Below are 26,313 nucleotides of genomic sequence, written 5' to 3'. Positions count from 1 at the left end.
CGATTTTTTTATTTAGACAAATTTAAGGTAAAATTGCATCATAAATTACTTGTCTGATGTTTTCTCTTACTTTTTTAATGGAAAGATAATTTGGCTCAACAGTTTCATTCACTCTATTCGAAAGAAAAATATAAACAATATTGTATTTCGGATCAGCCCAAATCATTGTTCCAGTAAAACCTGTATGCCCAAAACTTTCTGCTGAGGGCCCTTTTGCACTTCCACTTGCCAGCTTATCAAAACCAGCTCCTCTATGGTTACCTTTATATTGTTGTTTAGTAAATTCTTTTATTGTTTCGGGTTGTAGAAAAACCTCATCGCCATATTCTCCTCCATTAAGATACATTTGCATCAATTTCGCTAAATCTATCGAGTTAGAAAATAAACCTGCGTGTCCAGCAACTCCGCCCATCATTGCAGCACCCTGATCATGTACAAAACCATGAACTAATTGGTTTCTGTATGTTTTATCGTATTCTGTTGGAATAATATCTTTTAACTGAAATTTTTCTTTCGGATTAAATGTAGTACGATACATTCCTAAATCTTGATAGAATTTTTCTTGAACTAACTCATTTAAACTGGTTCCGAAATCTTTTTCTAACTTCTTCTTGAAAATATAGTATCCTAAATCCGAGTATTCGTATGTTTTTTTACCAAGTGGAGACTTGTAAATATCTTCGTAAATAGTATCTTTTATAGAATTAATAATATAAATATTATCCGTTACTTTTATTTGGTGTTCATCGTCTTGTTTACGAGAATAATAATCCAAATATAAACGTGCATTTTTTACGTTTACTGTTTCATTGTAAAAACCAATCCATGGTTTTAAACCTGATTGATGTGCTAAAACTTCTCTAATTTTTAATGAAGATTTGTTTGAGTTTCTAGCTTCATTATCTATTTCTCCAAGAGTTTGATCTAATTGTAATTTACCTTCATCAACTTCTAACATCAACAAAGGTAACGTTGCTGTTACCTTTGTTAGAGAAGCAACATCATATAAATCTGTCCACTTCACTTTTTCCGAAGAATTTTTATCTTGTGTTCCGAAACTTTTATCAACTACAATTTTTCCATCTTTCGCCACCAAAATTTGTATCCCTGGTGTATAGTGATTTCTAATTGCATCTTCTGCTAATCTATCTATTTCTAGAAGTTTTTTTTTCCTAGACCAACATTTTCAGGAGCCGAAAATCCTAAACGTTTTATATGTTTTGTTGCAATTCCTTTTCCTTCTTTTAAATTTGCATTAATCTCAACTGGTAAAGTTGCATCAACACCAATTGCTCCAAAAATTGTTTGTGCAGCTGCAACTTGTGCTTCTTTTGTGTTTTGATAATGAACAGTAACTGCATCAAATTTTGCTAAATCCAAATCTTTTAAACCGTAAGGACTAGTAAACAAAGAAAAAATTGTTTTTTTATCTTGTGGTAAAACATTGATAATAGCTTTAGAATTATCTGATAATTTATAAGGTTTGTAAACTGATTCATTCGATAAGAAAGCTCCAACAATTATCGCATCATAATCCTTTAATAAATTAATTTCTGATGGATTTTTTACGTTAACCAACTCTACATTTGTATATTTCTGTAAATGTGTTAAAAACTGATCGTAATCTGTTTGTTCTAATGGAACAAATGCTATTTTTTGTTTGAGTTTTTTAATTGGTAAAACCTTATTATCATTTTTAACGATAGTAGACGATTTTTCGAAGATAGTTGTTGTTAATGCTTTATTCACATCAGAATTAAGATCTTCAAAAATATTTTTAGAATCAAGGAATTTTAAATCGTTTAATCCAGTAATGTATTTCGCCATTAAAATTTTCTTTACACTTTCTTCTAAACGTTCTTCAGAAATCTCTCCCTTATTAATTGCATCAATAATTTTTTGTTTTCCAACTTTTACATTCTGAGAGAATAATAAAATATCATTTCCTGCAACAAATGCTCTATAATCAACATCGCCTGGAGGATACATTTTTGCAACACCATCCATGTTTAAAGCATCTGTAATAATAATTCCTTTAAATTGTAATTCTCCTTTTAAATAATCTGTAATAATTCTTTTAGATAAAGTTGATGGAATTTTTGGATCTGGTTCAAGTGCAGGAATATTTAAATGGGCAACCATTATAGATTGTACACCAGCATCTATCATTTTCTTAAAAGGTGCAACATGATATTTCTCTAAATCGGCTTTATTGTCTGGAACCAATGGTAATGTTTTATGAGAATCTTGATCTGTATTTCCATGTCCTGGAAAATGTTTTGCAGAAGACAAGACATTTTGTGCTTTCATCCCATTCATATAAGCAATTCCTTTTGCTGCAACACGATCTGGATTAGATCCAAATGAACGGTTTCCTATAATTGGATTATTTGGATTTACATTAACATCTACTGATGGTGAGAAATTAAACTGAACCCCCATTCTATTGGCTTGTACACCAATTTGTTTACCTACTTCATAAACTAATTCATCATTTTTTAATGCACCTAATGTCATATTCCAAGGAAAACGCTCTACATCTTTTAGTCGCATTGCTAATCCCCACTCAGCATCCATTCCTATTAACAATGGAATTTTAGAAGCTGTTTGGTATTTATTTGTTAAATCGATTTGATGAACTGCTTGATCTTGCATAAAAATTAATCCACCAATATTTTCTTGTTCTATTAATTTTAGAATATCATTTTCATGCGATGCATCTCGATTACTATAAGCAGCGACAATAAATAACTGTCCAACTTTTTCTTCTAATGTCATCGAATCATACTTTTCATTTACCCATTGTAATTGAATAGAATCTTTATATAATGGTGAAACATTCTGTGCTTTAGAAGCAATAGGAATAATAAATACTAAAAGAATGTAAGCAACTATTTTTTTCATATTGAAATAAATCAATTTTAATTGTTTTTTATTTTCGGGAAACATTTTTTCTCAGCTAATCTGTAATGAATGGTAAATTTATAGTAAATTGTGAAATTAAATAAATTTATATGAGTATTTTCAGTGTTGTCCAAGACAACATGTTTAACCATCCATGGTTAATAGCTGGATTTGGTGTTGCAGTAGTTATTATGTTATTGCTAGATTTAGGTGTTTTTAATAAAAATGCACACGCTGTTTCGAACAAAGAAGCCTTAACTTGGAGTATTGTTTGGATTTCTTTAGCAATGGTTTTTAGTGGAATTATCTATTTCGTTTTTCGAAATGCAGATGGACACGAATTTGCGATTGATAAATTCTCACAATTTCAGGCTGCTTATTGGATAGAAAAAGCCTTATCCGTTGACAATCTTTTTGTCTTTATTTTAGTTTTCGGTTTTTTCAAAATTCCGAAAGAGTATCAACACAAAGTATTATTCTGGGGAATTTTAGGTGCTTTAGTTTTTAGAGCTATCTTTATTTTTGCAGGTGTTGAAGTAATTAAAATGACTTATTTACCTGCTTTTTCTATTGGTGATTGGCATTTTACTTTAGGTGATCATGCCGAGCATGCAAATTATGCTGCAAAAGAATTTTTTAGACCAAATGTTGTCTTAACCGTTTTTGGTTTCTTCTTGGTTTATGCTGGAATAAAATCTTGGAATTCTAGTGATGAAGATGAAAATCAGGATTTATCTAAAAACTTTGGTGTAAAATTGGTTCATAAATTTTACAAGGTTTCACCAAACTTTGACAAGGATAAATTCTTTACTGTACAAAACGGAATTAAAATGGCTACGCCACTTTTTGTTGCCTTAATGGTGATAGAAGTAACAGATTTAGTATTTGCTGTAGATAGTATTCCTGCTATTTTCGCAATTGCACCAAATGATCCATTTATATTATATTCATCTAACATTTTTGCTATTCTAGGATTACGTTCATTGTATTTTTTATTGGCTAACTCTATGGATAAATTTAATAAGCTACATTATGGTTTAGCTATCATTCTTAGCTTTATTGGTATAAAAATGATTATTATGCCTTTTTATCATTTCGAATCCACTATCTCGCTTTTAGTTATCGGGAGTATATTAGTCATTACCATTATTTGGTCTCTACTTTCGAATAAAAAAGAGACTTCTCATTAATAAATCTAACAACTTAGATATAAAACAAAACCCCTTATTAAATAAGGGGTTTTGTTTTATTAATCTCCAGGTTTGTGTTTATGAGGTTTTAAAGCTGGATGCTTTGGCTTTGTTTCTGGATTTACTCGCCTTCTTTTATCAGGAGTTCCATCATCTTTTTTAGGTTTTGGACCTGGTTTAATAGCTTGAATTGTTGTCATATAATTACTTATTTAAAATTTAATAATTATAAAACTATATAGAAACATTTAACCATAATTACGTAAAACCATAATTGCTTTTAAATAATTATATATTTATTATTTTGATTTAATTATACTTAAAAGAAGAACATGAAATTTATATTAGTCAAATGTAAACTGCTCATACTAGATTGTATTAATTATAATTTTCTTTTTTAATTAATTTTCCAAGATTATCATAGAATTCCCAACTACCAGTTTTATTACCAGCATCGTACTTACGAAGCCACATTAATTTTCCATTTATATGATATTCTTTCCAATCTCCATCTCTATGACCATTTTTTCTTATTCCTATTTCTTTTAATACATTATCCTTATAGTAATATTTCCATAATCCTTCTTCTTTATTATCTTTATATTGTCCTTCTGCATATAAACTTCCATCACTTTCATATGATTTATAGGGACCATTCTTTATATCATCCAAATAGTTTTCAACTCTTTTTAAATTCCCATTCGAATAATACTCTTTCCACTCTCCTTGCTTTCCCTTATTTATAATTTGTTTTCCAGAGCTAAAAAGCTTTCCTTGCTCATCAAAGTTTTCAGTGAGACCAGTATTTAGATATATGATATTGGATAACTTTCCAGATTCTTTGTAAAACTTCCATTCTCCAACCAGATTACCCTCTTCAAATTCAAAAACTTCCTTTAATTCTCCAGTTTCATAATACCTTTTCCATTCTCCATTGGGTTTATTATTTTTATCATATTGTCCAATTTCTTTAACTCGTCCATTATCAAATAGTGTTTCGTGTTTTTTTTGAGCAGATACACTATAAATAGTAAAAATTAATAAAAAGGTAAATGTATTCTTCATCATTTATAAGCTTTTATTATAGATAGTAAATATAGCATACTTCTTTAAAATTTAGTATATAAAACCTTTGTTGCAACAAAACCCAATCGAAGGGAATATCCAAAAACAAAAAAGCTGTTTTACAGATTGTAAAACAGCTTTTATAGTTATTGTTTTGATTTAATTATGCCTCACAAGAAGAACAAGAAACTAAGTTAGCTACTAATTCTTTTGATACTGATTGAGAACGTTGGTAATACAATGTTTTAACACCTAATTGCCATGCCTCTATCATTAAACGATTTACTTCTTTAACTGGTAAATCTGGTGGAATATTTAAATTTAATGATTGCGATTGATCTACATATTTCTGACGAATAGCTGCTTGCTGAACAATCTCTAATTGAGAAATTTCTTTAAATGTTTTAAATACATCTTTCTCTTCTTGAGATAATTCTGCAATATGTTGTACAGAACCTCCGTTCAACATAATACCTCTCCAAACATCCTCGTTGTTTAAACCTTTTTCGTCTAATAATCTTGTAAGATATTTATTCTTACGCATAAAATTACCTTTAGATAATCCTGCTTTATAATAGTTAGATGCAAATGGCTCAATTCCTGGAGAAGTTTGCCCTAAGATAGCAGAAGATGAAGTTGTTGGCGCAATAGCACATGTTGTTGTGTTACGACGTCCATATCCTTTTAATACTTCTGGTTCTCCATAAATACGCGCTAATTCTTCTGAAGCTTTATCTGCTTTAGTTTGAATATGTTTAAATATTTCTGTTGTGCGTAATTTTGCTTCCATACCTTCAAATGGAATCATATTACGTTGTAAATAAGAATGCCATCCTAAAACTCCTAATCCTAATGCTCTGTGACGTTTTGCAAAACGATTAGCTGATTCTAAATAATGGTTTCCTTCTGTTTTTTCGATGAATTCTTGTAAAACTGCATCTAAGAAAAAGATTGCTAAACGAACAGCTTCTGTATCTTTCCATTCGTCATATAACTCTAAATTCATAGAAGATAAACAACAAATAAATGATTCATCTTCGCTAGAAGGTAACATAATTTCTGAACAAAGGTTTGACGCATTAATACGCATACCTAAATCCTTATATACTTGTGGTTTATTTTTATTTACGTTATCAGAAAAGAATAAATATGGTAATCCTTTCTCTTGACGAGACTCTAATACTTTCGCCCAAATTTGTCTTTTCTCTGCATCACCATCAATCATTTCTTGCATCCAATAATCTGGTACACAAACACCATAAAATAAATTTTGAATTGGACTACCGATTGATTTTATCTTTAAAAACTCTTCAATATCTTGATGATCTATATCTAAATAAGCTGCAAAAGCACCACGACGAGTAGAACCTTGAGAAACCACATTCATTGCAGAGTTAAATAACTCCATAAATGAAACTGCTCCACTACTCTTTCCATTGTCTGTAATTGCTGCTCCACGCTCGCGTAATTCTCCAAAGTAACCAGAAGTTCCACCTCCGATTTTAGTTTGCATAATTACCTCACCTAATTTGTGTGTGATTCCTTCTATACTATCTGGAATATGAACATTGAAACAAGAAATTGGTAAACCACGTTCTGTTCCCATATTTGCCCAAATAGGAGAAGATAAACTCATCCATCCTCTTTCAATCATTTCCTTGAAAGACTCTTGTAATTCTGGTTTATATAAACGTCTTGCTGCTGCTGCAGTAATACGGTCTATTGCTCCTTCTACGGTTTCTCCTTTTAACAAGTAACCTCTATTCAAAATTTGTTCAGATTCAGAATTTTTCCACCATAACTTTGGTGTTTCTCCATCAAAAAATACATTTTGATCTTCGTCGTGTATAATCGGATTGTCCATAGTATTAGAATTTTATTGATGTGTGATTATGATATATATAGTTTATTATTGTTTTCTTATGTCTTAAAATAAATCGTCTGCCGAAATACTTTTATCATGCTTCGTATAATCTACTGGTCTTTTAGCAAAAAAGTCATCTAAACTGCTTGCAAAAACCTCCTCTTCAAACCAAGCCATTGGTTTATATTGTTCTTGTGAAATATGGAATATTTTTTTGTAACCAATTTTTACAATTGCTTCATCTATTCTATATTTCATGTAGTTTAATAAATCTGCTTTAGAATAATAACCGAATTCTCCTTTCTCGAAAATCCAATCTAACATAATCTCTTCTTGATTAATGTAACCTAAAACAGCATTCTCTACCCAATCTTGGTTTAATTCTGCTGGTAATAAACCTTCTTCTCTAATTTTATTAATTAAATAAATTCCTGCATTCGCATGAATTTGTTCATCCGTAGAAGTCCAAGCAATAATATTTGCTGTGTTTTTCATTAAACCGTCAAAACGAGTAAAAGCTAAGATATTAGCAAACTTAGAAAATAAAGAACTATCCTCGATAACTAAAGCAAAGAACAATAATTTTTCTACGATAGATTTATTCTCGTCACGCATAATTTCTCCTACAAAGTTGTTGTAACTTTTAAAAATAGGATTTTGTAATGCAATGCTAAATTCATCTAAATAACCGTTTACTTCTAGAATACGAGAATATGCTTCACTGTGTCTAAATTCACATTCTGCAAACGTAACTCCTAAACCATTTAATTCTGGTTTTGGAAAATAGTGATATAAATCTCCCCAAAAACCTTTTACTGTAACTTCTACTTGCGCAATTGATAAAATAGAACGTTTATGGATTTCTCTTTTTATATCATCCAAATTTGCATGGTAATCTTGTATATCCGAAGTAAAATCTACTTCTCCGTGTACCCAATATGCTTTTTGGATTGCTTCTGTAAAAGTTAATATTTCTGGATACTCAAACGGTTTATAGTTTACTCTTTTATCAAAAATTGACATGGTTTTTAGACTTTTTAAATTAATAACTATGGTAGAAAAAGCATAAATTGGATTATTAAATTGTCATTCGTAATTATAGAATATTTTTTAATAATTGAGCCTCAATAGGCTGACAATTTTACTCTTTTACTTATCGGTTCTTTCAAAATTAAGACAAGATTTTACAATTAAAAATTTTCGAATCTTAAAAATTTAAAAGGTTATCAACAAGTTGTTAATTACTTAGTAGACAAATAAATAATTATTTTTTAACAGCTTATTAATGTATAAAAAATAGTAGAATAAAAAAAGTTATGTAATAAATATTTTGCTATAATTATTAAAAAAATAGACAGACCTTTTACGATCTGTCTATTGATAATAATCTACTGTATTTTTTTTCTATCTTGCAATGTTCACTGCGCGCGTTTCTCTAATAACTGTTACACGAACTTGACCAGGATATGTCATTTCATTTTGTATTTTATCAGAAATCAAGAAAGATAATTCAGCCGCTTTAGTATCGTCAACTCTATCACTTTCTACGATAACACGTAACTCACGACCTGCTTGAATAGCGTATGCTTTTTCAACTCCATCAAAATTTAAAGCTGTAGCTTCTAAATCTTTTAAACGTTGCATATAAGATTCAATAACTTGACGGCGAGCACCAGGGCGAGCACCAGAAATTGCATCAGCAACCTGAATAATAGGAGAAAGTAACGAATTCATTTCTATTTCGTCGTGGTGAGCACCAATTGCATTAATTACATCTGGATGTTCTCCGTATTTCTCAGCCCATTGCATACCTAAAATAGCATGAGGTAATTCTGATTCTTGTTCTGGAACTTTTCCTATATCGTGTAATAAACCTGCTCTTTTTGCCAATTTAGCATTTAAGCCTAATTCAGCAGCAAGTGTTCCTGCTAAATTTGCTACTTCACGAGAGTGTTGTAATAAATTCTGTCCATAAGAAGAACGGTATTTCATACGTCCTACGATACGAACTAAATCTTTATGTAATCCGTGTATTCCTAAATCTAGAATAGTTTTCTTACCAACTTCTATTATTTCGTCCTCGATTTGTTTTGTTGTTTTAGCAACAACTTCCTCAATACGAGCTGGGTGAATACGTCCATCAGTTACTAAACGGTGTAATGATAAACGTGCGATTTCTCTTCTTACAGGATCAAAACATGATAAGATAATTGCTTCTGGTGTGTCATCAACAATTACTTCTACTCCTGTTGCAGCTTCAATTGCACGAATATTACGACCTTCACGTCCAATAATACGTCCTTTTATTTCATCAGACTCAATATTAAAAACAGATACAGCATTTTCTATTGCTTGCTCTGTTCCTATACGTTGAATAGATGAAATTACAATTTTACGAGCTTCGTTTTTAGCCTCTAGCTCAGCTTCTTCCATAATTTCTTGGATATGAGCCTGTGCTTTAGTTTTTGCTTCATCTTTTAAAACTTCAATTAATTCTGCTCTTGCTTCTTCGGCAGAATAATTAGAAATTTTCTCAAGAGTTTCTACTTGCTTTTTATGCATTGTATCAACCTCTTTTTGTCTGATATTAAGCTTTTCTGTTCGTGCTTGTATATTTCCTTTCTCAGATTTAATCTGATCTTTTTGTTTCTGAATTTCTGCTAGGTCAGATTTTGTTCTCTCTTCTCTTTCCTTTACTTTAAGCTCAGCATCAGCTACTTTTCTTTCACGTTGATTAACAACATCTTCGTGCTTAGATTTTAATTCTAAAAATTTTTCTTTTGCTTGAAAAATCTTTTCTTTTTTAATTGTCTCTCCTTCTTTTTCTGCATCATTAATCAAAGATTGCGCTTTAGCAGTTGCATCATCAATCAACTTTTGGTTTTGTTGATCTACAGATTTTTTTGATAAAAAATATCCTACTGCAGCACCTATGATTAATGTAACAATCGCAATAATTATCGTCGTTAGTTCCATAGATTATGTAATGTTTATATATAAAAAAACCTACATTAGTAAAGTATGTTTTGAGTTAACTCCTGAAAACAGGATTTGAGTTAGTCCGCCAGTCAAGTATCCGCTGACAAATTAATGTACCCTAAGGTTGCGGCCCGCTTTCCGAACGGTGTTCACTCGGTAACAAAACTAGTGTTGAGTTAACCAAAATAGCTAGAACTAATGTAGGAATATTGTTTAATGGACAGCTTCTACAACTGTCAGAACTTCTCTTTTATTTTGTGACTGACTGATCAATCAATTCCAATAACTTCGAAATGCGCTCTGTTGTCATTTCTTCGTTATCTTTCACTTGCTTTTTCAATTTAGCTTCGCGTAATGCTAGCTGTATTGTAACCATTGCAAGTGCATCTTGTTTGTCAGAAACAGCGTATTTCTGTTCAAATTGTTTCAAAATATGATTTATCTCTTCTGCACAAGAAAGTAACATTTCTTCCTCGTCAGAATTAATCGTCATTGGATAATGACGTGAAGCAATTTTTATCTCAATTCGTTGAGTTGACATTTTCTTTTTTTAATTATTTGTTTTAATTTGAGCGATGCAAGTATCGACTTCTTTTATTAATTTGTTCATTCTTTGCTTCATCATTTGTTTATACTCCTGATTTCCGCTCATTGCATTAACGACTTTTAATCGTTTTACTTCTTCATTTAAATGTAAGTTATTCGCTTGCGAATCTCTCAATTTATTTTTTAACCTGGCGTTTTCATCTTTCAACAATTGGATTTCATTTTGAAATTTATCCTGTTCTTGTATCGATTTTTCCGCGCCTTTCAGTATATTTTTATAATTCTCTAGTTGATTTAAAAGATCTAAAACTTTATTTTCTAATTCGTTAAATTTTATCATTTTTTCCATCTCCGGAGAATTTCAATTATTCTAGCTTCTATTGCAAAAATAGTATTTTTTTACATCTTTTCATCATAAAAAGCCAAATATTGTGGGTTTTATTTTATTTGTTTGACAAATAGCATTTTAATAAGATTTTCTAATTTGATTATTTCTTTTTAAAGCGCTTTAAAAGATATTTTATTCCAAAAATTAATCCCAAAACAGATAAAATTGTTGGTAAACATTGGCAAAAAATGATTAAAAATAATTTGAAATAATATACACCATCAAGCCATGCTTGTTTTAATTCGTATCCTAAATTTATTTCTTTGTAAACATCTAATTTTGCTTGCGGTAAAACAGAAGTTACAACATGTGGTTCTTCAGATAAACTATAAGCTATTGTCGCATAATTTATACCATCATTAATAATAGCTTTATTTACTTTATTTTCTATCTGTTTAGAAATTTTTACCGATGAATTGTTATCATTTTTCAAATCATTTTCATATTTCTGAAAAGTCAATTCTTCATTGTTAATTAGAATGTGGTCAATAATCACTCCTTTGTTTAATGCGAAAATAATATGCTCTCTTAATTTATTTGCAGGAACTTTTAATTCAATTAAATTTTGACGTTGAATTTTAGTCATTTTTTTCACACTATCATTCGAGATATTAACTTCTTTACTATCCAATGTATTATTCGTTAATTCACTATTCAGAACAAAGCCACTATTTTCTATCGCATGTTGCTCTATTTCTTGACCATTTTTTAAAACATCTGCAACTTTCATTTCTAACATTGCATTAGATTTAAAGACCTTACCTTCTACAGTTGGGCTAACCGCATTAGAAACTTGATCACTCATTTCATTTGTTGTTTCTGCTACATCTTCTCTGTTAGCATGTTTTCCACAACTTACAATTGTTATTATAGTCATAACAGTTAAAAATACTTTTTTCATTTTTTATGTTTTTTTAGTTATATCTAAAATTAGTTGTAAGATTTTTCAATTCATTGGTCAATCTTTTTACTTTTAGTTGTTTTCTTATTTTACAAATACAATGTATTGATTTTTAGTATTTTGAGTTTATTTTACAAAGATTTATCCTAAAAATATTTTCAGATATTCAAAAGTTTAAAGAAGTTTGTAAAAGATTTATTCTAATTTTAGATGAATTGTTAATTTTTGAAAAGAAAACATGAACATAATTAAGCCAATTTTACTTAACCTTTTAGTAGGTTCTACTGTATTCGCACAACGAGCAGAACAACCAAAACCTGAAACTTATCCTAAAAACGTATTTCAAAATCCTTTAGAAATCACGAATTATCTTGCTGGTAATTTTGGCGAATTGCGCACAAATCATTTTCATGCTGGTTTAGATATTAAAACACAACAAAGAGAAGGATTAAAGGTAAAAGCTGCTGGAGATGGTTTTATTTCTAGAATAAATATTTCTCCTACTGGTTACGGAAATGCTTTATATATAGATCATCCTAATGGTTACACATCTGTTTATGCACATTTAAGCGAATTTTCTCCTGCAATACAAGAATATGTACGCAAACAACAATATGCAAACGAAACATTTAAAATAGAACTTCACCCAAAACCAACAGATTTTCCTATAAAAGCAAATGAGATTATTGCTCTTTCTGGAAATTCTGGCGGATCTGGAGGTCCACATTTACATTTTGAAATAAGAGATACCAAATCAGAAGAACCAATTAATCCATTCTATTTTGGTTTTGATATTCCTGACACAAGAAAACCATCTTTATTAGGAACGTATGTTTATCCTATTTATGGAGATGTAAATCAAAAAACGACTCGAACTGTTGTAGCGAATGGAAGTACTATTTCAGCTTCTGGTGCAATTGGTTTTGGTGTAAAAGCTTATGACAAACAAAATGGTTCTGAAAATAATAATGGTATTCATCAACTAAATGTTTTTGTGAATGATGAGCCTATTTACACATTTACTGCAAATCGTTTTTCTTTTGACGAAGCAAGAGCTATAAATAGTGTTTGCGATTTTGGAGATATACAGAAAAATAATAGTTGGGTTTATCAAGCATTCGTAAAAAAAGGAAATCCAATGCGAGTTTTTTCTAATTTAAAGAATGATGGAATTCTTGAATTAGAAAATGGAAAAAGCTACGCCGTTAAAATTGAAGTTTCCGATTATGCTGGAAATACTTCTACATCACAATTTACAGTTAATGGGAAAGAATTTATAGATAGTGCAAAAATTCCAGATACAAACCCAATGTATTGGAATAAAGAAAATCATTTTAAAACAGACGGAATTGAAATATTTTTTCCGAAAAATTCATTTTATGAAGATTTCGATTTAGCTTATAAATATGCGAATGGAAAACATTGGGTAGGAGATTATAATATGCCTGTTCACAGTGCTTACACAATCGCTATCTCCCCTTCTGTAGATATTCCTACTGCACAATTAGACAAAGCTGTTATTGTAAGAGAATATCAAAAAAGAGGTGCTTGGAAAAAAAGTTATGAGACTACAGAACTAAAAAATGGGAAACTTGTTGCAGATATAAAAGAGTTTGGTGTATTCTCTATTATGATTGATAATACTAAACCAACAATTACTCCGTTAAACATCAAAGCAAATAGTCAATTTTCTCAAGCAAATGGCATTATTAAGTTTACAATTAACGATGTTCATTCTGGAATAAAAGATTACAAAGCTTTTATTGATGGTAAATGGGTTTTAGCCGAATATGATCAAAAAATTAGACGATTGACAATTAATTTGAATAAAGAACAAATTTCGGTTGGAGACCATCAGTTAGAATTAAACGTAAAAGATGAAAAAAACAATACAGCAACCTACTCTACCACTTTCAAAAAGATTTCTTAGTACAATAAGTTTATCTCTTTTAGGTGGAGTTTTATATGCCCAAACAGCTCAGATTACTGGAAAAATTGTAGACGAAAACAAAAATCCTATCAACAAAGCTGAAATTATAATTGGCAACGAATCATTTTTTACAGATCAAAATGGAAATTTTAAATTATCTATTCCATCTAATCAATCCGTAATTGTAACGTTTAATTATGATCATTACTCATCATTTTCGCAAACATTTACGTTAAAGGATAAAAATAGAAAAGAGATTTTTATACAATTAGTTCCAGATCAAAGTAACGCTATAGAATTAAGTGAGGCTGTTGTATCATTTCAAAACAACAACAATAAACCTTTACAAAGTACGACTCTAAGTGCTGCTCAGATGCAACAAGGTCCTAGTTTAACTGGTGGTGTTGCAGATTTATTAAAAACATTGCCTTTTGTTAACTCTAATACCGAGTTAAGTTCTCAATACATGGTTCGCGGAGGAAATTACGATGAAAATTTAATTTATATAAATGGAATCGAAATTTATAAACCTCAGTTAATTCGTTCGGGAGAACAAGAAGGTTTAGGATTTGTAAATCCAGCAATGACAGAATTTATAAATTTTTCTGCTGGAGGTTGGGAAGCTAAATACGGTGATAAAATGTCTTCTGTTTTAGATGTTACATACAAACGTCCAAAGAAATTAGAAGGACAAATGGAAGCCAGTTTAATGGGAGGAAATTTAACTGTTGGTGGTGCTTCTAAAAATAAAAAACTATCTGCTATTGTAGGTGCTCGTTATCAAAATAGAAATTTAGTTTTAAATACATTAAAGGGAGATACCAATTTTAATCCTCAATATTATGATGTACAAACCAACATCAATTATAAATTAAACGAAAAATGGAACGTTAACTTTTTTGGTTCTGTTTCACGTTCTCGATACGAAATGTTTCCTATAAAACGTGATACTTACATCAATACATTTAATAATCCATTGTTATTATCTGTTTTTTACAATGGAAAAGAAGATGATAGATTCGGAACAGAAACGGGAAGTTTATCTTTTACTTATCAACCAAATGATAAGGTTGATTTAGGTTTAGATGTATTTGCTTATCATTCTAAAGAAAGAGAATATTTCGACATACAAGGTTCTTACTTTATTTCTGAAGTTGATAACGATGGTAATGCCATTTCTACAAACGATGTTGGATCACAAATAGATCATGCACGTAATAATTTTGACGCGTTAGTTGCAGGAATTCAACACCGAGGAAAATATAAAATCAATAAGAACAATGATATCGAATGGGGAGCAAAATTTCAACAAGAAGATATTAGAGATTTATTAGGCGAATGGCAAGCAATAGATTCTACTGGATATGTTGTGAATCCTAATCCTAATAATGGTTTAAATTTAAGATATTACGTTAATTCTCAGAACAACTTAAAAAGCAATAGAATTTCTGGATATGCACAGTACACAAGTAAATTTATGTGGAATGATGCAAAAGTATTGTTTAATGCTGGAGTAAGAACTTCTTATTGGGATTTTAATGATGAGATAACGGTTTCTCCTAGAGCGCAGATTGCTGTAAAACCAGATTGGAAAAGTGATATGTTATTTCGTTTTTCTACAGGATTGTATTATCAACCGCCTTTTTATAGAGAAGTTCGTCGTTTAGATGGTTCATTAAATAACAAAGTAAAATCTCAGCAATCTATTCATTTTATTTTAGGTAATGATTATGAGTTTAAATGGATGGATCGTCCATTTAAATTAACAACAGAATTATACTATAAAATCTTAAATGATTTAAATCCATATTATGTAGATAACGTTCGTATTCGTTACACAGCAGACAACAATTCTAAAGGATACGCTTATGGACTTGATATGCGATTATTCGGGCAATTTGTTCCTGGTGTAGATTCGTGGTTTTCTGCCTCGTATGCACGTGCATATCAAAACATAGATAATAAAGGAGATATTCCTTTACCTACAGATCCGAGATTTAAATTATCTGCATTTTTCCAAGATTATATGGAGTTTTTACCATCATTTAAGGTAAATGTAAATTTAATTTATGCTTCTGGATTACCAAATGGAGCGCCACAATTTTCAGATCCTTACCAATACCAAACAACTTTAAGAGATTACAAACGAGTTGATATTGGTTTTGTAAAAGAAATCATCAACCAAAAAGATTTAAAACCTTCTGCAGGAACATTTTGGAGCAACTTTAAGGAAATATCTATTGGTGTTGATGTGTTTAATGTATTTGATATTAAAAATCAAATTAGTAATTCGTGGATACGAGATGTAAATTCTTCTACTGTTTATACAATGCCAAACTATTTAACTGGGCGATTTTTAAATGGTAAAATCAATTTCAAATTTTAATCAAAAAACTTATACTTTTGCAAGCACTTCTCTTAAGACAGAAGTGCTTATTTTTTTATCTAAAATCTGACAAAACGACACATAATGGGCATTGGCAAACTATTTGATTCAATGAGAAACAAAAAAACTTATAAGAACATGTCTGACCAAAATATAAACGAAGAATTGGAGAACGAAAACATTCAAGAAAACGTTCAAGAAGGAGAAGCTCAAACTGAGCAAACAGAAACATCTGGAAAGTCAGAATTAGAAATTGTAAAAGAACAATTAGCAAAAGAGAAAGATCAATATTTACGTTTATTCGCTGAGTTTGACAATTTTAAAAAGCGTACATCTCGCGAAAGAATGGATACGTTTAAAACGGCAAATAAAGAAGTTATTACATCTTTATTACCTGTTTTAGATGATTTTGGTCGTGCATTAAATCAAATTCAGAAATCTGAAGACAATGTTTTATTCCAAGGAGTAGAATTAATTAGCAATAAATTAACTGAAACATTACGCGCAAAAGGTTTAAAACCTATCGAAGTAAATGCTGGAGACGATTTTAATACAGATTTCCACGAAGCAATTACACAAATTCCTGCTCCAACAGAGGATTTAAAAGGAAAAATTGTTGACGTTGTAGAAACAGGTTATTTATTAAATGACGTTGTTGTTCGCTATGCAAAAGTAGTTGTTGGATTGTAATTTATTAAGATTAAAGTAGAAAGATGTCATCAAAAAGAGATTATTACGAAATATTAGGTGTAGACAAATCATCGACACCAGAACAAATCAAAAAAGCTTACCGTAAACTTGCTATAAAATATCATCCTGACAAAAATCCTGATGACAAAGAGGCAGAAGAAAAGTTTAAGGAAGCTGCAGAAGCCTATGAAGTTTTAAGTGACGAACAAAAACGTGCTCGTTACGACCAATATGGTCATGCTGGAATGGGTGCTAATGGTGGCTTCGGTGGCGGAGGTGCTGGCGGAATGAATATGGAAGATATCTTCTCTCATTTCGGTGATATCTTTGGCGGAGGTGGCTTCGGCGGAGGTTTTGGTGGTCAATCACGTGGTCCTCGTCGTATGAAAGGTTCTGATTTACGTATTCGTGTAAAACTTAACTTAGAAGAAATGGTTAACGGTTGCGAGAAAAAAGTAAAAGTTAAGCGTTTTAAACAAGCTGAAGGTGTAACATCTAAAACATGTCCTACTTGTGGTGGTTCTGGACAACAAGTTCGTGTAACCAATACATTTTTAGGTCAAATGCAAACTGCAACAACTTGTTCTACTTGTCAAGGTGTTGGGAAAGTTGCAGACAAAATTCCTTCTGGAGCAAATAACCAAGGTTTAATAAAAGTTGATGAAACAATCGACCTTAAGATTCCTGCAGGTGCTAGAGAAGGTATACAATTACAAGTTCGTGGAAAAGGAAATGATGCGCCTTTTGATGGAATTCCTGGAGATTTATTAGTCTTGATAGAAGAGGAAGAACACGACACATTAAAACGTGATGGAAATAATTTACATTACGATTTATATGTTTCTATTCCAGATGCAGTTTTAGGTGCTTCTAAAGAAATTCCTACTGTAAATGGTAAAGTAAAAATTAAAGTTGATAAAGGAACACAATCTGGAAAAGTTTTACGTCTTAAAGGACAAGGTTTACCAGATTTAAATGGTTACGGAAAAGGAGATTTATTTGTTCATGTTAATATTTGGACACCAACTCATTTATCGAAAGACCAAGAAGCATACTTTGAGAAAATGAGAGATGATGAAAACTTCTCTCCAGAACCTTCTAAAAATGAGAAATCATTTTTTGAGCGTGTAAAAGATATGTTCCAATAACAGATAATATTACAGAATAGAAATAGGCTGTTTTACAATAAGTAAAACAGCCTATTTTATTTTGATTAGTTAAATTCTCGTTCTTCGAAAGGCTCAGAATGACAATCTGAATTAATCAAAATTTACTTTATAAATAAAGTTATTCTAATTAAAAATCTCCTAAATATCTTAATGTAATATTAGAAAGAGTATTCGGTTCTGGAATGATAGTTATGTCAGTATCTGGAGTAATATCTCTGTAACTTCTTACTATTTTCATCGTTAAATAATCGTGGGCATTTAATTTCATTACGCCAGCTGCATTTATTGAAATTGTAACTATTCCTGCAGGAAAACCTTTAGTTCCTTCTAAATTATAATTATCTGCCTTGTCTAATGAAGCGTCTTTACCATTAACATAAATTTTCATATCTAATTGATCTCTTCTATTTGAGTTAGCTGTAAAGCTTTTTTTCATAAATGAAGCAGCTTGAATATGATAGTAACCTGTCTTTTTTACTACAAAATTCCCCGATGCATCTATTTGAAAATTAGCTGGAACATTCGAATTAAAAGTTGCAAATTTTAAAGTCCTTACATCTGTTTCGGGTAATTTCGTCATTTCTCCTTCTGTAAAATTACTTTCGGTAGATGCAAAAGTTATCGTTTTATTATCCCTTATTTTATTAATTGAAATAAACGGACGCCAAGCCGTTCCATTCCACCAATAAAAACCTCTTTGTGCTACATCTGGAGAATTAAAAAACACTAACAAACCTACTTCTTTAGCATTAGTTGTATTTAGTGTAGTTACACGTGGTACAATTACTCCAGAAGTATTAGAGGGATTTGTTGGGTTTGGCTCTACAACATCTAATGTAGCTTGTGGTGTTAACGTATTAATTCCGATTTGTGCAAATGTGTTTACACTTGATAAAAAGAATGTATAGATAAAAAATTTAATCATCTTTTTCATCATTATTTCATATTAATTAATGTTAATGTATAGGGCGTATCTACAGAAACTTGACTAGAATTTGGTGTTCCTGATGTTTTAGTTGTTCGGACAGTAATTACATCATTCTTATTAAAGTTAAGAACTGTCGCAATGTAAAAAGTTGCAGATCTCGTATTTCCTCCTCCATTTGCTGGCGCAGAATTAGTAGATGTTAAATTATTACTTGGATTACCATTTATTAAAATCTCTGTACTATAATCAAAAACAGCAGCATTTACATCTTTTACTACTCCTCCTGAAAATGTTAGATAATAAGTAGATGTTTTTCCTACTTTTAATCCTCCATTAGATAATTCAAAACTAGCATCTAAAGTTGTTATATACTCAAAAGGAACGTTCGCTCTAGTTATTGTTCCTCCAATGTTGCTAGGACTAAATTTAGTTCCTAATACAATTGTTTTAGATGTATCAAGATCTTTTGATACATTGTCTAACATAAATTCCCAACTTGTTGTTGCTGCATCCCAATAGTAATAACCTGTTGCATTACTTACAGATGTTGTATCTAGATAGATTAACATTCCGTTCTGTTCTACTGTTGGGTTTATTTCTGGAAAGTTATTAAGAAGTGGTACACCAAAACCAGTATCCAGTTCACCAGAAACTAAATTTTTAGCACTAACTTGTAATTGAGCTTTTGGTTGATTTGTATTAATCCCTATTTGCCCTTTTGTGATTGCAACTGAAATACAAAAAATAAAGAATAAAAAATATTTCATATACTAATTTTGAATAAAATAAAGCGTTAAACTATTAATTCCGAAAGATTCGTAAGGCATTATATTATCCGTAGTTTTTTCTACTACTGCTGTTATCTTTTGCCCAGCTTCTAACTTATATAAAAAATCTAATGTTGCACTTGTAGAAGATGTTGGTTCTGCCGAGATAGATGTACTTACAGAAGCTGTTGCATTTCCATTAACTAAAACAGCATAATTAAAATTAGCTTGTGTACCTGTAGTAGAAGCTGAACTTCTTTTTGAATTAGCAGTTAAAGAAATAAGATATAATCCAGATTTACCAATCGTAATTTCGTTATTAGAAACAGAAAAATTATCCTTATTGGCTTTTATAAACTTTGTAAAATTAATTACACGTTTTAAATCCGAACCTGCATATCCTTGTCCTTGAAATGAATAAATAGTTTCGTCGGTATCTTTATTTACAATTGTAGGAAAACCTAACCATCTTGATCCATTCCAATAATAAAAACCATCTGGATTAGTTGAGTTCCCTTGTAAAAAAACTATTTTCCCTATTCTATTTGTAATCAATACTGGAAAGTTTGCAATTTTAGGAATCAGAATACCATCTGTTCCATTTGGGGTTGCTACACTAGAGGGCTCTACATGTAAAGTAGCTTTTGGTTGATTTGTATTAATCCCTACTTGTGAAAATACAACCTTGTAAGTTGATAAAAATATAATTATCAGGCAATTAAACTTCATAATTCCTTTATTAAAAAGTATGCGAATGTAGTAAGTAATTTTCAATAATCTATTTTATTTTTTATTAATAAATTGAAAACAAAATTGCTACACAAAACAAAAGCCTTTCTGAAAATCAGAAAGGCTTTTAGTATGATAGTTAAATTATATTTATTTTACTATTTCTTGCTCTACAGATTCCTCTTTTTGAGCATTTGGTAATTCTCCTTTAAATAAGAAAGAAATAATTTCTTTGTTTACAGTATCTAACATTCTTTGGAAGATATGAAAAGATTCTTGTTTGTAAACAACCAATGGATCTTTTTGCTCGTAAACAGCATTCTGAGAAGTTTTACGTAAGTCATCAACATCACGTAAGTGTTCTTTCCAGTTGTCATCTATTAAACTTAATACAACAGATTTTTCGAAATCTTTGATTAATGTTTTTGCATTAGACTCGTAAGCTTCTTTTAAATCACAAACAACTGTCATTTGACGAATTCCGTCTGTAAATGGAACTTGAATACGAGAGAACATATGTCCTTGATTTTCGAATACATTAGAAATTACAGGGAAAGCTGTCTCTGCAACATATTTCATACGTACTTTATAATCTTCAATAGCTGCATCATAAGTGATGTTAATTAAATCTTTTGCTGTTTTAGATCTAAACTCATCTTCTGTTACAGGAGTTCCCATTGTAAAGTATTTAATCAAATCTAACTCATATTGAGCAAAATCTTCAAAATCTTTATTTGATTTTACAATAGACGCAGCAACATCATAAATCATGTTTGCGATATCTACTTCTAATCTTTCTCCAAATAATGCATTATGACGACGTTTGTAGATAACTTCACGTTGTTTATTCATTACGTCATCATATTCTAATAAACGTTTACGAATACCAAAGTTATTTTCCTCTACTTTTTTCTGTGCACGTTCTATAGATTTTGTAATCATAGAATGCTCAATAACGTCTCCATCTTTGTGTCCCATACGGTCCATTAATTTCGCGATTCTTTCTGATCCGAATAAACGCATCAAACTATCTTCTAACGAAACAAAGAATTGAGAAGATCCTGGATCTCCTTGACGTCCTGCACGACCACGTAACTGACGGTCTACACGACGAGAATCGTGACGTTCTGTACCAATAATTGCTAAACCTCCAAATTCTTTTACTTCTTTTGTCAATTTAATATCGGTACCACGACCAGCCATATTTGTTGCAATTGTTACAGCTCCTGGTTTACCAGCTTCTGTTACAATATCAGCCTCGCTTTTGTGTAATTTTGCATTTAATACATTGTGATGTATACCACGTAATTTTAATGCTTTTGATAATAACTCAGAAATTTCAACATTTGTTGTTCCAACTAAAACTGGACGTTTATCTTCTTGAGAAAGTTTTGTAATTTCTTCAATTACTGCTTTATACTTTTCTCTATTTGTTTTGAAAACAATGTCATTTTTATCGTTACGTAAAATTGGTCTGTTTGTAGGAATAGATACAACATCTAATTTATAAATTTCCCAAAACTCACCAGCTTCAGTTTCAGCAGTACCTGTCATCCCTCCTAACTTGTTGTACATACGGAAATAGTTCTGTAATGTAACAGTTGCAAAAGTTTGAGTAGCTGCTTCAATTTTTACGTTTTCTTTCGCCTCAATAGCTTGGTGTAATCCGTCCGAATAACGACGACCGTCCATAATACGACCTGTTGACTCATCTACAATTTTCACCTCACCTTCTACTACAACATATTCAATATCTTTTTCGAATAAAGTATATGCTTTTAGTAATTGACTTAATGTATGAATACGTTCTGACTTGATAGAAAAATCACGGAAAAACTCTTCTTTCATTTGAAGAATTTCTTCTTTGTCTTTTCCAGAATTTTCAATTGCTCCAATATTTGTAGAAACGTCTGGTAAAACGAAGAAATTATCATCTTCCATTCCTTTAGACAAATACTCGATTCCTTTATCAGTTAAATCAGATTGATTTTGTTTTTCATCGATAACAAAGTATAAATGCTCATCAATTTTTGGCATTTCACGGTTATTATCCTGAATAAAATATGCTTCTGTTTTTTGTAATTGAGCACGGATACCATCTTGAGATAAGAATTTAATTAATGGTTTATATTTTGGTAAACCACGGAAAACTTGATAAAGTTTAAATCCTCCTTCTTTTAAATCTCCTTGTTTAAATAAAGTTTTTGCTTCATTTAATGTTTTACCTAATAATTCTCGTTGTAAGTTATATAAACGATCAATTTTTGGTCTTAACTCATCAAATTCATGACGGTCTCCTTGTGGAACTGGACCAGAAATAATTAATGGTGTACGAGCATCATCAATTAAAACAGAATCCACCTCATCGACAATTGCAAAGTTTAATTCTCTTTGTACTAATGCATCTGGAGTGTTCGCCATATTGTCACGTAAATAATCGAAACCAAATTCGTTATTTGTTCCATAAACAATATCCGAAGCATAAGCTTCTCTACGACCACCAGAGTTTGGTTGATGATTGTCTATACAATCTACAGATAATCCGTGGAAAGAGAAAATTGGACGCATCCATGCCATATCACGTTTTGCTAAGTAATCATTTACTGTTACTAAGTGTACACCGCGACCTGTTAAAGCATTTAAGTAAATTGGTAAAGTAGCCACTAATGTCTTACCTTCCCCTGTTTGCATCTCTGCAATACGACCTAAATGTAAGGCAGAACCACCAATAAACTGTACGTCATAATGAGACATGTCCCATGTAACTTGACGACCTGCTGCATCCCAAGAGTTTTTCCAAACAGCTGTGTTATCATCTTTAAGCGAAACGAAATCATGACCTCTGTTTACTAAAACTCTGTCATATTCAGAAGCTGTAACTTCTAACGTTTCGTTTTCAGTAAAACGTTTCCCCGTTTCTCTCATTACAGCAAAAGCTTCAGGTAAAATTTCTAATAAAATTTTCTCTTCAACTTCGTAAGCTTGTTTATTAATTTTATCAATTTTAGAGTAAAGTTCTTCTTTTGCTCCAAAATCTTCAGTTTGTTCTACTTCTGCTTTTAATTCGCTTATCTGAGATTTAAATTCTTTAGTAGCTTCAACTAATTTTAGTTTAAAATCTAATGTTTTGTTTCTTAATTCATCAATTGATAATGAACCAAAGTTTTGACCAGCTTCATTTGCTGCATCAACATATTTTTGTAATTCTTTTACATCTTTAGCATTCTTATCACCTAAGAATCCTTGTAAAATTTTTGTTAAAATGCTCATATTTTCTGTCGTTCTTCGTCAAATTAGAAACACAAAAAATTATGCTACTAATTAAACGCAAATATACGTTAACTATGTTAGATATAGACTATAGAATTGAAAAAAGCCCCAATTTGGGCTTTTCTATTTTCTTAATATTCGTCCTCGTTCCAAAGAAAATCATCATCTGTTGGATAATCAGCCCAAATTTCTTCAATGCTCTCGTATGAATCACCTTCATCCTCGATAGATTGTAAATTCTCTACCACCTCTAATGGTGCACCAGTACGAATTGCGTAATCGATTAATTCATCTTTAGTTGCTGGCCAAGGAGCATCACTTAAATAAGATGCTAATTCTAAAGTCCAATACATAGTTTATACTTTTTATTAATTACAAGAGACATTTAAGCTCTATTATATTGTTCAAAATTTTCATTTTTGCCAAATCAAATAATTTGCCAAAGTCAAAGTGTCAGTCTTTAAGTTAAAATTAAATTTTTTCCTTTTATATATTTCTTTAATTTTATTGACAAATAAAGCAAAAATGAACACGAATATAACAAAAATATTTGCAATAAAACACCCTATTGTACAAGGAGGTATGATTTGGAATAGTGGATGGCGTTTAGCCTCTGCTGTTAGTAACGCTGGAGGACTAGGTTTAATAGGTGCTGGAAGTATGTATCCAGATGTTTTAAGAGCGCATATACAAAAGTGTAAAACCGCTACTAGTCTACCTTTCGGAGTAAATGTACCCATGTTATATCCTAACATAGAAGAAATTATAAATATTATTATTGAAGAAAAAATAAAGATTGTTTTTACCTCTGCAGGAAACCCAAAAACTTGGACAGAAATTTTACAAAAAGAGGGAATAAAGGTTGCCCATGTTGTAAGTAGTACAAAATTTGCATTAAAATCTCAAGAAGCAGGAGTTGATGCTGTCGTGGCAGAAGGCTTTGAAGCTGGTGGACATAATGGCAGAGATGAAACAACAACTTTGTGTCTGATTCCAAATGTCAGAAAACATATTGACATTCCTTTAATTGCTGCTGGAGGAATTGGAACTGGATCTCAAATCTTAGCAGCAATGGCATTGGGTGCAGATGGTGTACAAATAGGTTCTCGTTTTGCTGCAACACAGGAATCTTCTTCTAATCAACTCTTTAAAGACACTATTGTTAATACAAATGAAGGTGACACACAATTAACCTTAAAAGAATTAGCTCCTGTTCGTTTAATTAAAAATGATTTTTTTAATCTGATACAAGAAAAATATCAACAAGGTACAAATGCAGAAGAATTAAATGAATTATTAGGAAGAGGGCGTTCTAAAAAAGGAATGTTTGAAGGCGATTTAATAAATGGTGAGTTAGAAATTGGACAAGTAGCTGCTTTAATTAACTCCATTCCATCTGTGGCAGAAGTTTTTGAAGAATTGTTGTCAGACTATGAAAAAGCAAAAGAAAATTTACTAAAATTTTAATTCTCTTTTGTAAATTTGTAGTTGAAAATTTATAAAGATTTATGTCCTAAGTAAATTAAAATTATAAATTAACAACGAAATTTTCTTCGGGGCAAGGTGAAATTCCTTACCGGCGGTTATAGTCCGCGACTCCTTTTATTTTTTAATTGGACTGATTTGGTGAAAATCCAAAACCGACAGTATAGTCTGGATGAGAGAAGAAAATTGAATATATTTTAAGTTTCTGAGTATTATTTTGAATAATAAGTAATTGTTATGTTACGTCATGTTCAAAAAACTAATACTCACAACTTCTATGTATTCCGCCCTGAAGTGATGTTTCATTAAAAAAATACAAAATGAAAACAATCACACAATTTGGTAAAGATGCCAACGAACGTATTGCAAATGCAATAAAAAGTTTACAAAACGGAAAAGGAATCCTATTAGTAGATGATGAAAATCGCGAAAATGAGGGTGATATTATTTTTCCAGCTTCCACAATTACAACGCCAGATATGGCATTATTAATTAGAGAATGTAGTGGTATTATCTGCTTGTGTATTACACAAGAAAAAGCAAATGAGTTAGCATTAACTCCTATGGTTTCAGATAACACGGCAAAGTTTCAGACTGCTTTTACAGTAACAATCGAAGCAAAAGAAGGCGTTACAACAGGCGTTTCTGCTGCTGATCGTGTACAAACTATTAAAACAGCAGTTAATCCTGAAGCTAAACCATCCGATTTAAATAGACCTGGACATGTTTTTCCTTTAATTGCAAAAGCAAATGGTGTAATGGAAAGAAGAGGACATACGGAAGGAAGTATAGATTTAGTACGATTAGCTAACTTAGGAAATGAAGCTGTTTTATGTGAGTTAACTAATCCTGATGGTACAATGTCTAAACTTCCAGAAATTATAGAATTTGCTGAAAAGCACAATATGACAGTTTTAACAGTAGAAGATATTTACGAATATCGTGTGCAATTAGAAAATTCTAATGTTTTAGAGCTTTCTAATTAGAATATGACATAAGAAGACTTAAAATTTAAGTTCTTCGTAAACTAGGACAAGTTTATAAATTTTCAAAAAAATGAAACTTCGGATAAAATTATTCGAAGTTTTTTTATGTAAAATTTTGTCATTTTTAAGCTGTCAT

General features: G+C 30.9%; 22 protein-coding genes and 1 riboswitch. Of the genes, 7 read left to right on the top strand and 15 right to left on the bottom strand.

All coding sequences use genetic code 11. The annotated features are described in order from the left end of the window. Window positions 1–22: 22 nt before the first annotated feature. Both BUA86_RS15970 and BUA86_RS15965 read right to left on the bottom strand, forming a co-directional pair. Window positions 23–1,153 (bottom strand): serine hydrolase domain-containing protein, encoded by a 1,131-nt coding sequence (locus tag BUA86_RS15970; RefSeq protein ID WP_083580328.1) that lies wholly within the window; start codon window positions 1,151–1,153, stop codon window positions 23–25. Between the two features lie 2 nt (window positions 1,154–1,155). Next, window positions 1,156–2,904, bottom strand: coding sequence for a glycoside hydrolase family 3 protein (locus BUA86_RS15965; RefSeq protein ID WP_229731790.1), 1,749 nt, complete (start codon window positions 2,902–2,904; stop codon window positions 1,156–1,158). Between the two features lie 110 nt (window positions 2,905–3,014). Here BUA86_RS15965 and BUA86_RS08390 point away from each other — a divergent pair, with 110 nt between their 5' ends. Continuing rightward, window positions 3,015–4,094 (top strand): TerC family protein, encoded by a 1,080-nt coding sequence (locus tag BUA86_RS08390; protein ID WP_072931682.1) that lies wholly within the window; start codon window positions 3,015–3,017, stop codon window positions 4,092–4,094. 59 nt (window positions 4,095–4,153) lie between these two features. Here the strand turns inward: BUA86_RS08390 and BUA86_RS16115 are convergent, their stop codons facing one another. The 8 genes from BUA86_RS16115 to BUA86_RS08355 all read right to left on the bottom strand — a co-directional run bounded on the left by BUA86_RS16115 (window position 4,154) and on the right by BUA86_RS08355 (window position 11,837). Next, window positions 4,154–4,294, bottom strand: a complete 141-nt coding sequence (locus BUA86_RS16115; RefSeq protein WP_178300408.1) for a hypothetical protein — start codon at window positions 4,292–4,294, stop codon at window positions 4,154–4,156. A gap of 178 nt (window positions 4,295–4,472) precedes the next feature. Next, entirely contained in the window at window positions 4,473–5,162 is a 690-nt protein-coding gene (locus BUA86_RS08385) for a toxin-antitoxin system YwqK family antitoxin (RefSeq protein WP_072931680.1), read from the bottom strand. Window positions 5,163–5,322: 160 nt separating this feature from the next. Continuing rightward, window positions 5,323–7,023: a ribonucleoside-diphosphate reductase subunit alpha gene (locus BUA86_RS08380; RefSeq protein ID WP_072931679.1), complete on the bottom strand. Its 1,701-nt coding sequence runs from the start codon at window positions 7,021–7,023 to the stop codon at window positions 5,323–5,325. 63 nt (window positions 7,024–7,086) lie between these two features. Then, entirely contained in the window at window positions 7,087–8,046 is a 960-nt protein-coding gene (locus BUA86_RS08375; RefSeq protein WP_072931677.1) for a ribonucleotide-diphosphate reductase subunit beta, read from the bottom strand. A gap of 381 nt (window positions 8,047–8,427) precedes the next feature. Next, window positions 8,428–9,999, bottom strand: coding sequence for a ribonuclease Y (gene rny, locus BUA86_RS08370; RefSeq protein WP_072931675.1), 1,572 nt, complete (start codon window positions 9,997–9,999; stop codon window positions 8,428–8,430). A 253-nt stretch (window positions 10,000–10,252) separates the two neighbouring features. Beyond that, window positions 10,253–10,543, bottom strand: a complete 291-nt coding sequence (locus BUA86_RS08365; RefSeq protein ID WP_072931673.1) for a cell division protein ZapA — start codon at window positions 10,541–10,543, stop codon at window positions 10,253–10,255. Between the two features lie 9 nt (window positions 10,544–10,552). Further along, window positions 10,553–10,888: a hypothetical protein gene (locus tag BUA86_RS08360; RefSeq protein ID WP_143147277.1), complete on the bottom strand. Its 336-nt coding sequence runs from the start codon at window positions 10,886–10,888 to the stop codon at window positions 10,553–10,555. 148 nt (window positions 10,889–11,036) lie between these two features. Beyond that, complete coding sequence (locus BUA86_RS08355; RefSeq protein ID WP_072931668.1) at window positions 11,037–11,837, bottom strand: hypothetical protein; 801 nt, start codon at window positions 11,835–11,837, stop codon at window positions 11,037–11,039. 238 nt (window positions 11,838–12,075) lie between these two features. Between BUA86_RS08355 and BUA86_RS08350 the strand changes: the two genes are divergently transcribed. From BUA86_RS08350 to dnaJ, 4 genes are all read left to right on the top strand, one after another. After that, on the top strand, window positions 12,076–13,767 hold the full coding sequence (locus tag BUA86_RS08350; RefSeq protein ID WP_072931666.1) for a M23 family metallopeptidase: 1,692 nt from the start codon (window positions 12,076–12,078) through the stop codon (window positions 13,765–13,767). Beyond that, window positions 13,715–16,153 (top strand): TonB-dependent receptor, encoded by a 2,439-nt coding sequence (locus BUA86_RS08345; protein WP_072931664.1) that lies wholly within the window; start codon window positions 13,715–13,717, stop codon window positions 16,151–16,153. Before BUA86_RS08350 ends, BUA86_RS08345 begins: the two co-directional genes overlap by 53 nt. Window positions 16,154–16,264: 111 nt before the next feature. Further along, complete coding sequence (locus BUA86_RS08340; protein WP_229731792.1) at window positions 16,265–16,843, top strand: nucleotide exchange factor GrpE; 579 nt, start codon at window positions 16,265–16,267, stop codon at window positions 16,841–16,843. Between the two features lie 23 nt (window positions 16,844–16,866). Continuing rightward, window positions 16,867–17,991 (top strand): molecular chaperone DnaJ, encoded by a 1,125-nt coding sequence (dnaJ, locus tag BUA86_RS08335; protein WP_072931659.1) that lies wholly within the window; start codon window positions 16,867–16,869, stop codon window positions 17,989–17,991. Window positions 17,992–18,139: 148 nt separating this feature from the next. Here dnaJ and BUA86_RS08330 read toward each other — a convergent pair whose 3' ends face one another. From BUA86_RS08330 to BUA86_RS08310, 5 genes are all read right to left on the bottom strand, one after another. Beyond that, complete coding sequence (locus BUA86_RS08330; RefSeq protein WP_143147276.1) at window positions 18,140–18,937, bottom strand: hypothetical protein; 798 nt, start codon at window positions 18,935–18,937, stop codon at window positions 18,140–18,142. 11 nt (window positions 18,938–18,948) lie between these two features. Then, complete coding sequence (locus tag BUA86_RS08325; RefSeq protein WP_072931655.1) at window positions 18,949–19,707, bottom strand: hypothetical protein; 759 nt, start codon at window positions 19,705–19,707, stop codon at window positions 18,949–18,951. 3 nt (window positions 19,708–19,710) lie between these two features. After that, on the bottom strand, window positions 19,711–20,436 hold the full coding sequence (locus BUA86_RS08320; protein ID WP_072931654.1) for a hypothetical protein: 726 nt from the start codon (window positions 20,434–20,436) through the stop codon (window positions 19,711–19,713). A gap of 150 nt (window positions 20,437–20,586) precedes the next feature. Next, window positions 20,587–23,706: a preprotein translocase subunit SecA gene (secA, locus tag BUA86_RS08315; protein WP_072931651.1), complete on the bottom strand. Its 3,120-nt coding sequence runs from the start codon at window positions 23,704–23,706 to the stop codon at window positions 20,587–20,589. 131 nt (window positions 23,707–23,837) lie between these two features. After that, window positions 23,838–24,059, bottom strand: a complete 222-nt coding sequence (locus BUA86_RS08310) for a DUF2795 domain-containing protein (RefSeq protein ID WP_019976296.1) — start codon at window positions 24,057–24,059, stop codon at window positions 23,838–23,840. A 172-nt stretch (window positions 24,060–24,231) separates the two neighbouring features. Here BUA86_RS08310 and BUA86_RS08305 point away from each other — a divergent pair, with 172 nt between their 5' ends. Together BUA86_RS08305 and ribB are read left to right on the top strand one after the other, a co-directional pair. Continuing rightward, on the top strand, window positions 24,232–25,173 hold the full coding sequence (locus BUA86_RS08305; RefSeq protein WP_072932046.1) for an NAD(P)H-dependent flavin oxidoreductase: 942 nt from the start codon (window positions 24,232–24,234) through the stop codon (window positions 25,171–25,173). A gap of 78 nt (window positions 25,174–25,251) precedes the next feature. Further along, window positions 25,252–25,379, top strand: a riboswitch (FMN riboswitch). Window positions 25,380–25,511: 132 nt separating this feature from the next. After that, a complete protein-coding gene (gene ribB, locus BUA86_RS08300; RefSeq protein WP_072931649.1) occupies window positions 25,512–26,177 on the top strand; it encodes a 3,4-dihydroxy-2-butanone-4-phosphate synthase in 666 nt (221 codons plus the stop codon). Window positions 26,178–26,313: the final 136 nt, after the last annotated feature.

Source organism: Chishuiella changwenlii, from assembly GCF_900142565.1.
GTDB classification, from domain to species: Bacteria; Bacteroidota; Bacteroidia; order Flavobacteriales; family Weeksellaceae; genus Empedobacter; species Empedobacter changwenlii.
The sequence above is the reverse complement of the archived record's forward strand: the minus strand, read 5'-3'. Positions and strand labels throughout refer to the sequence as shown.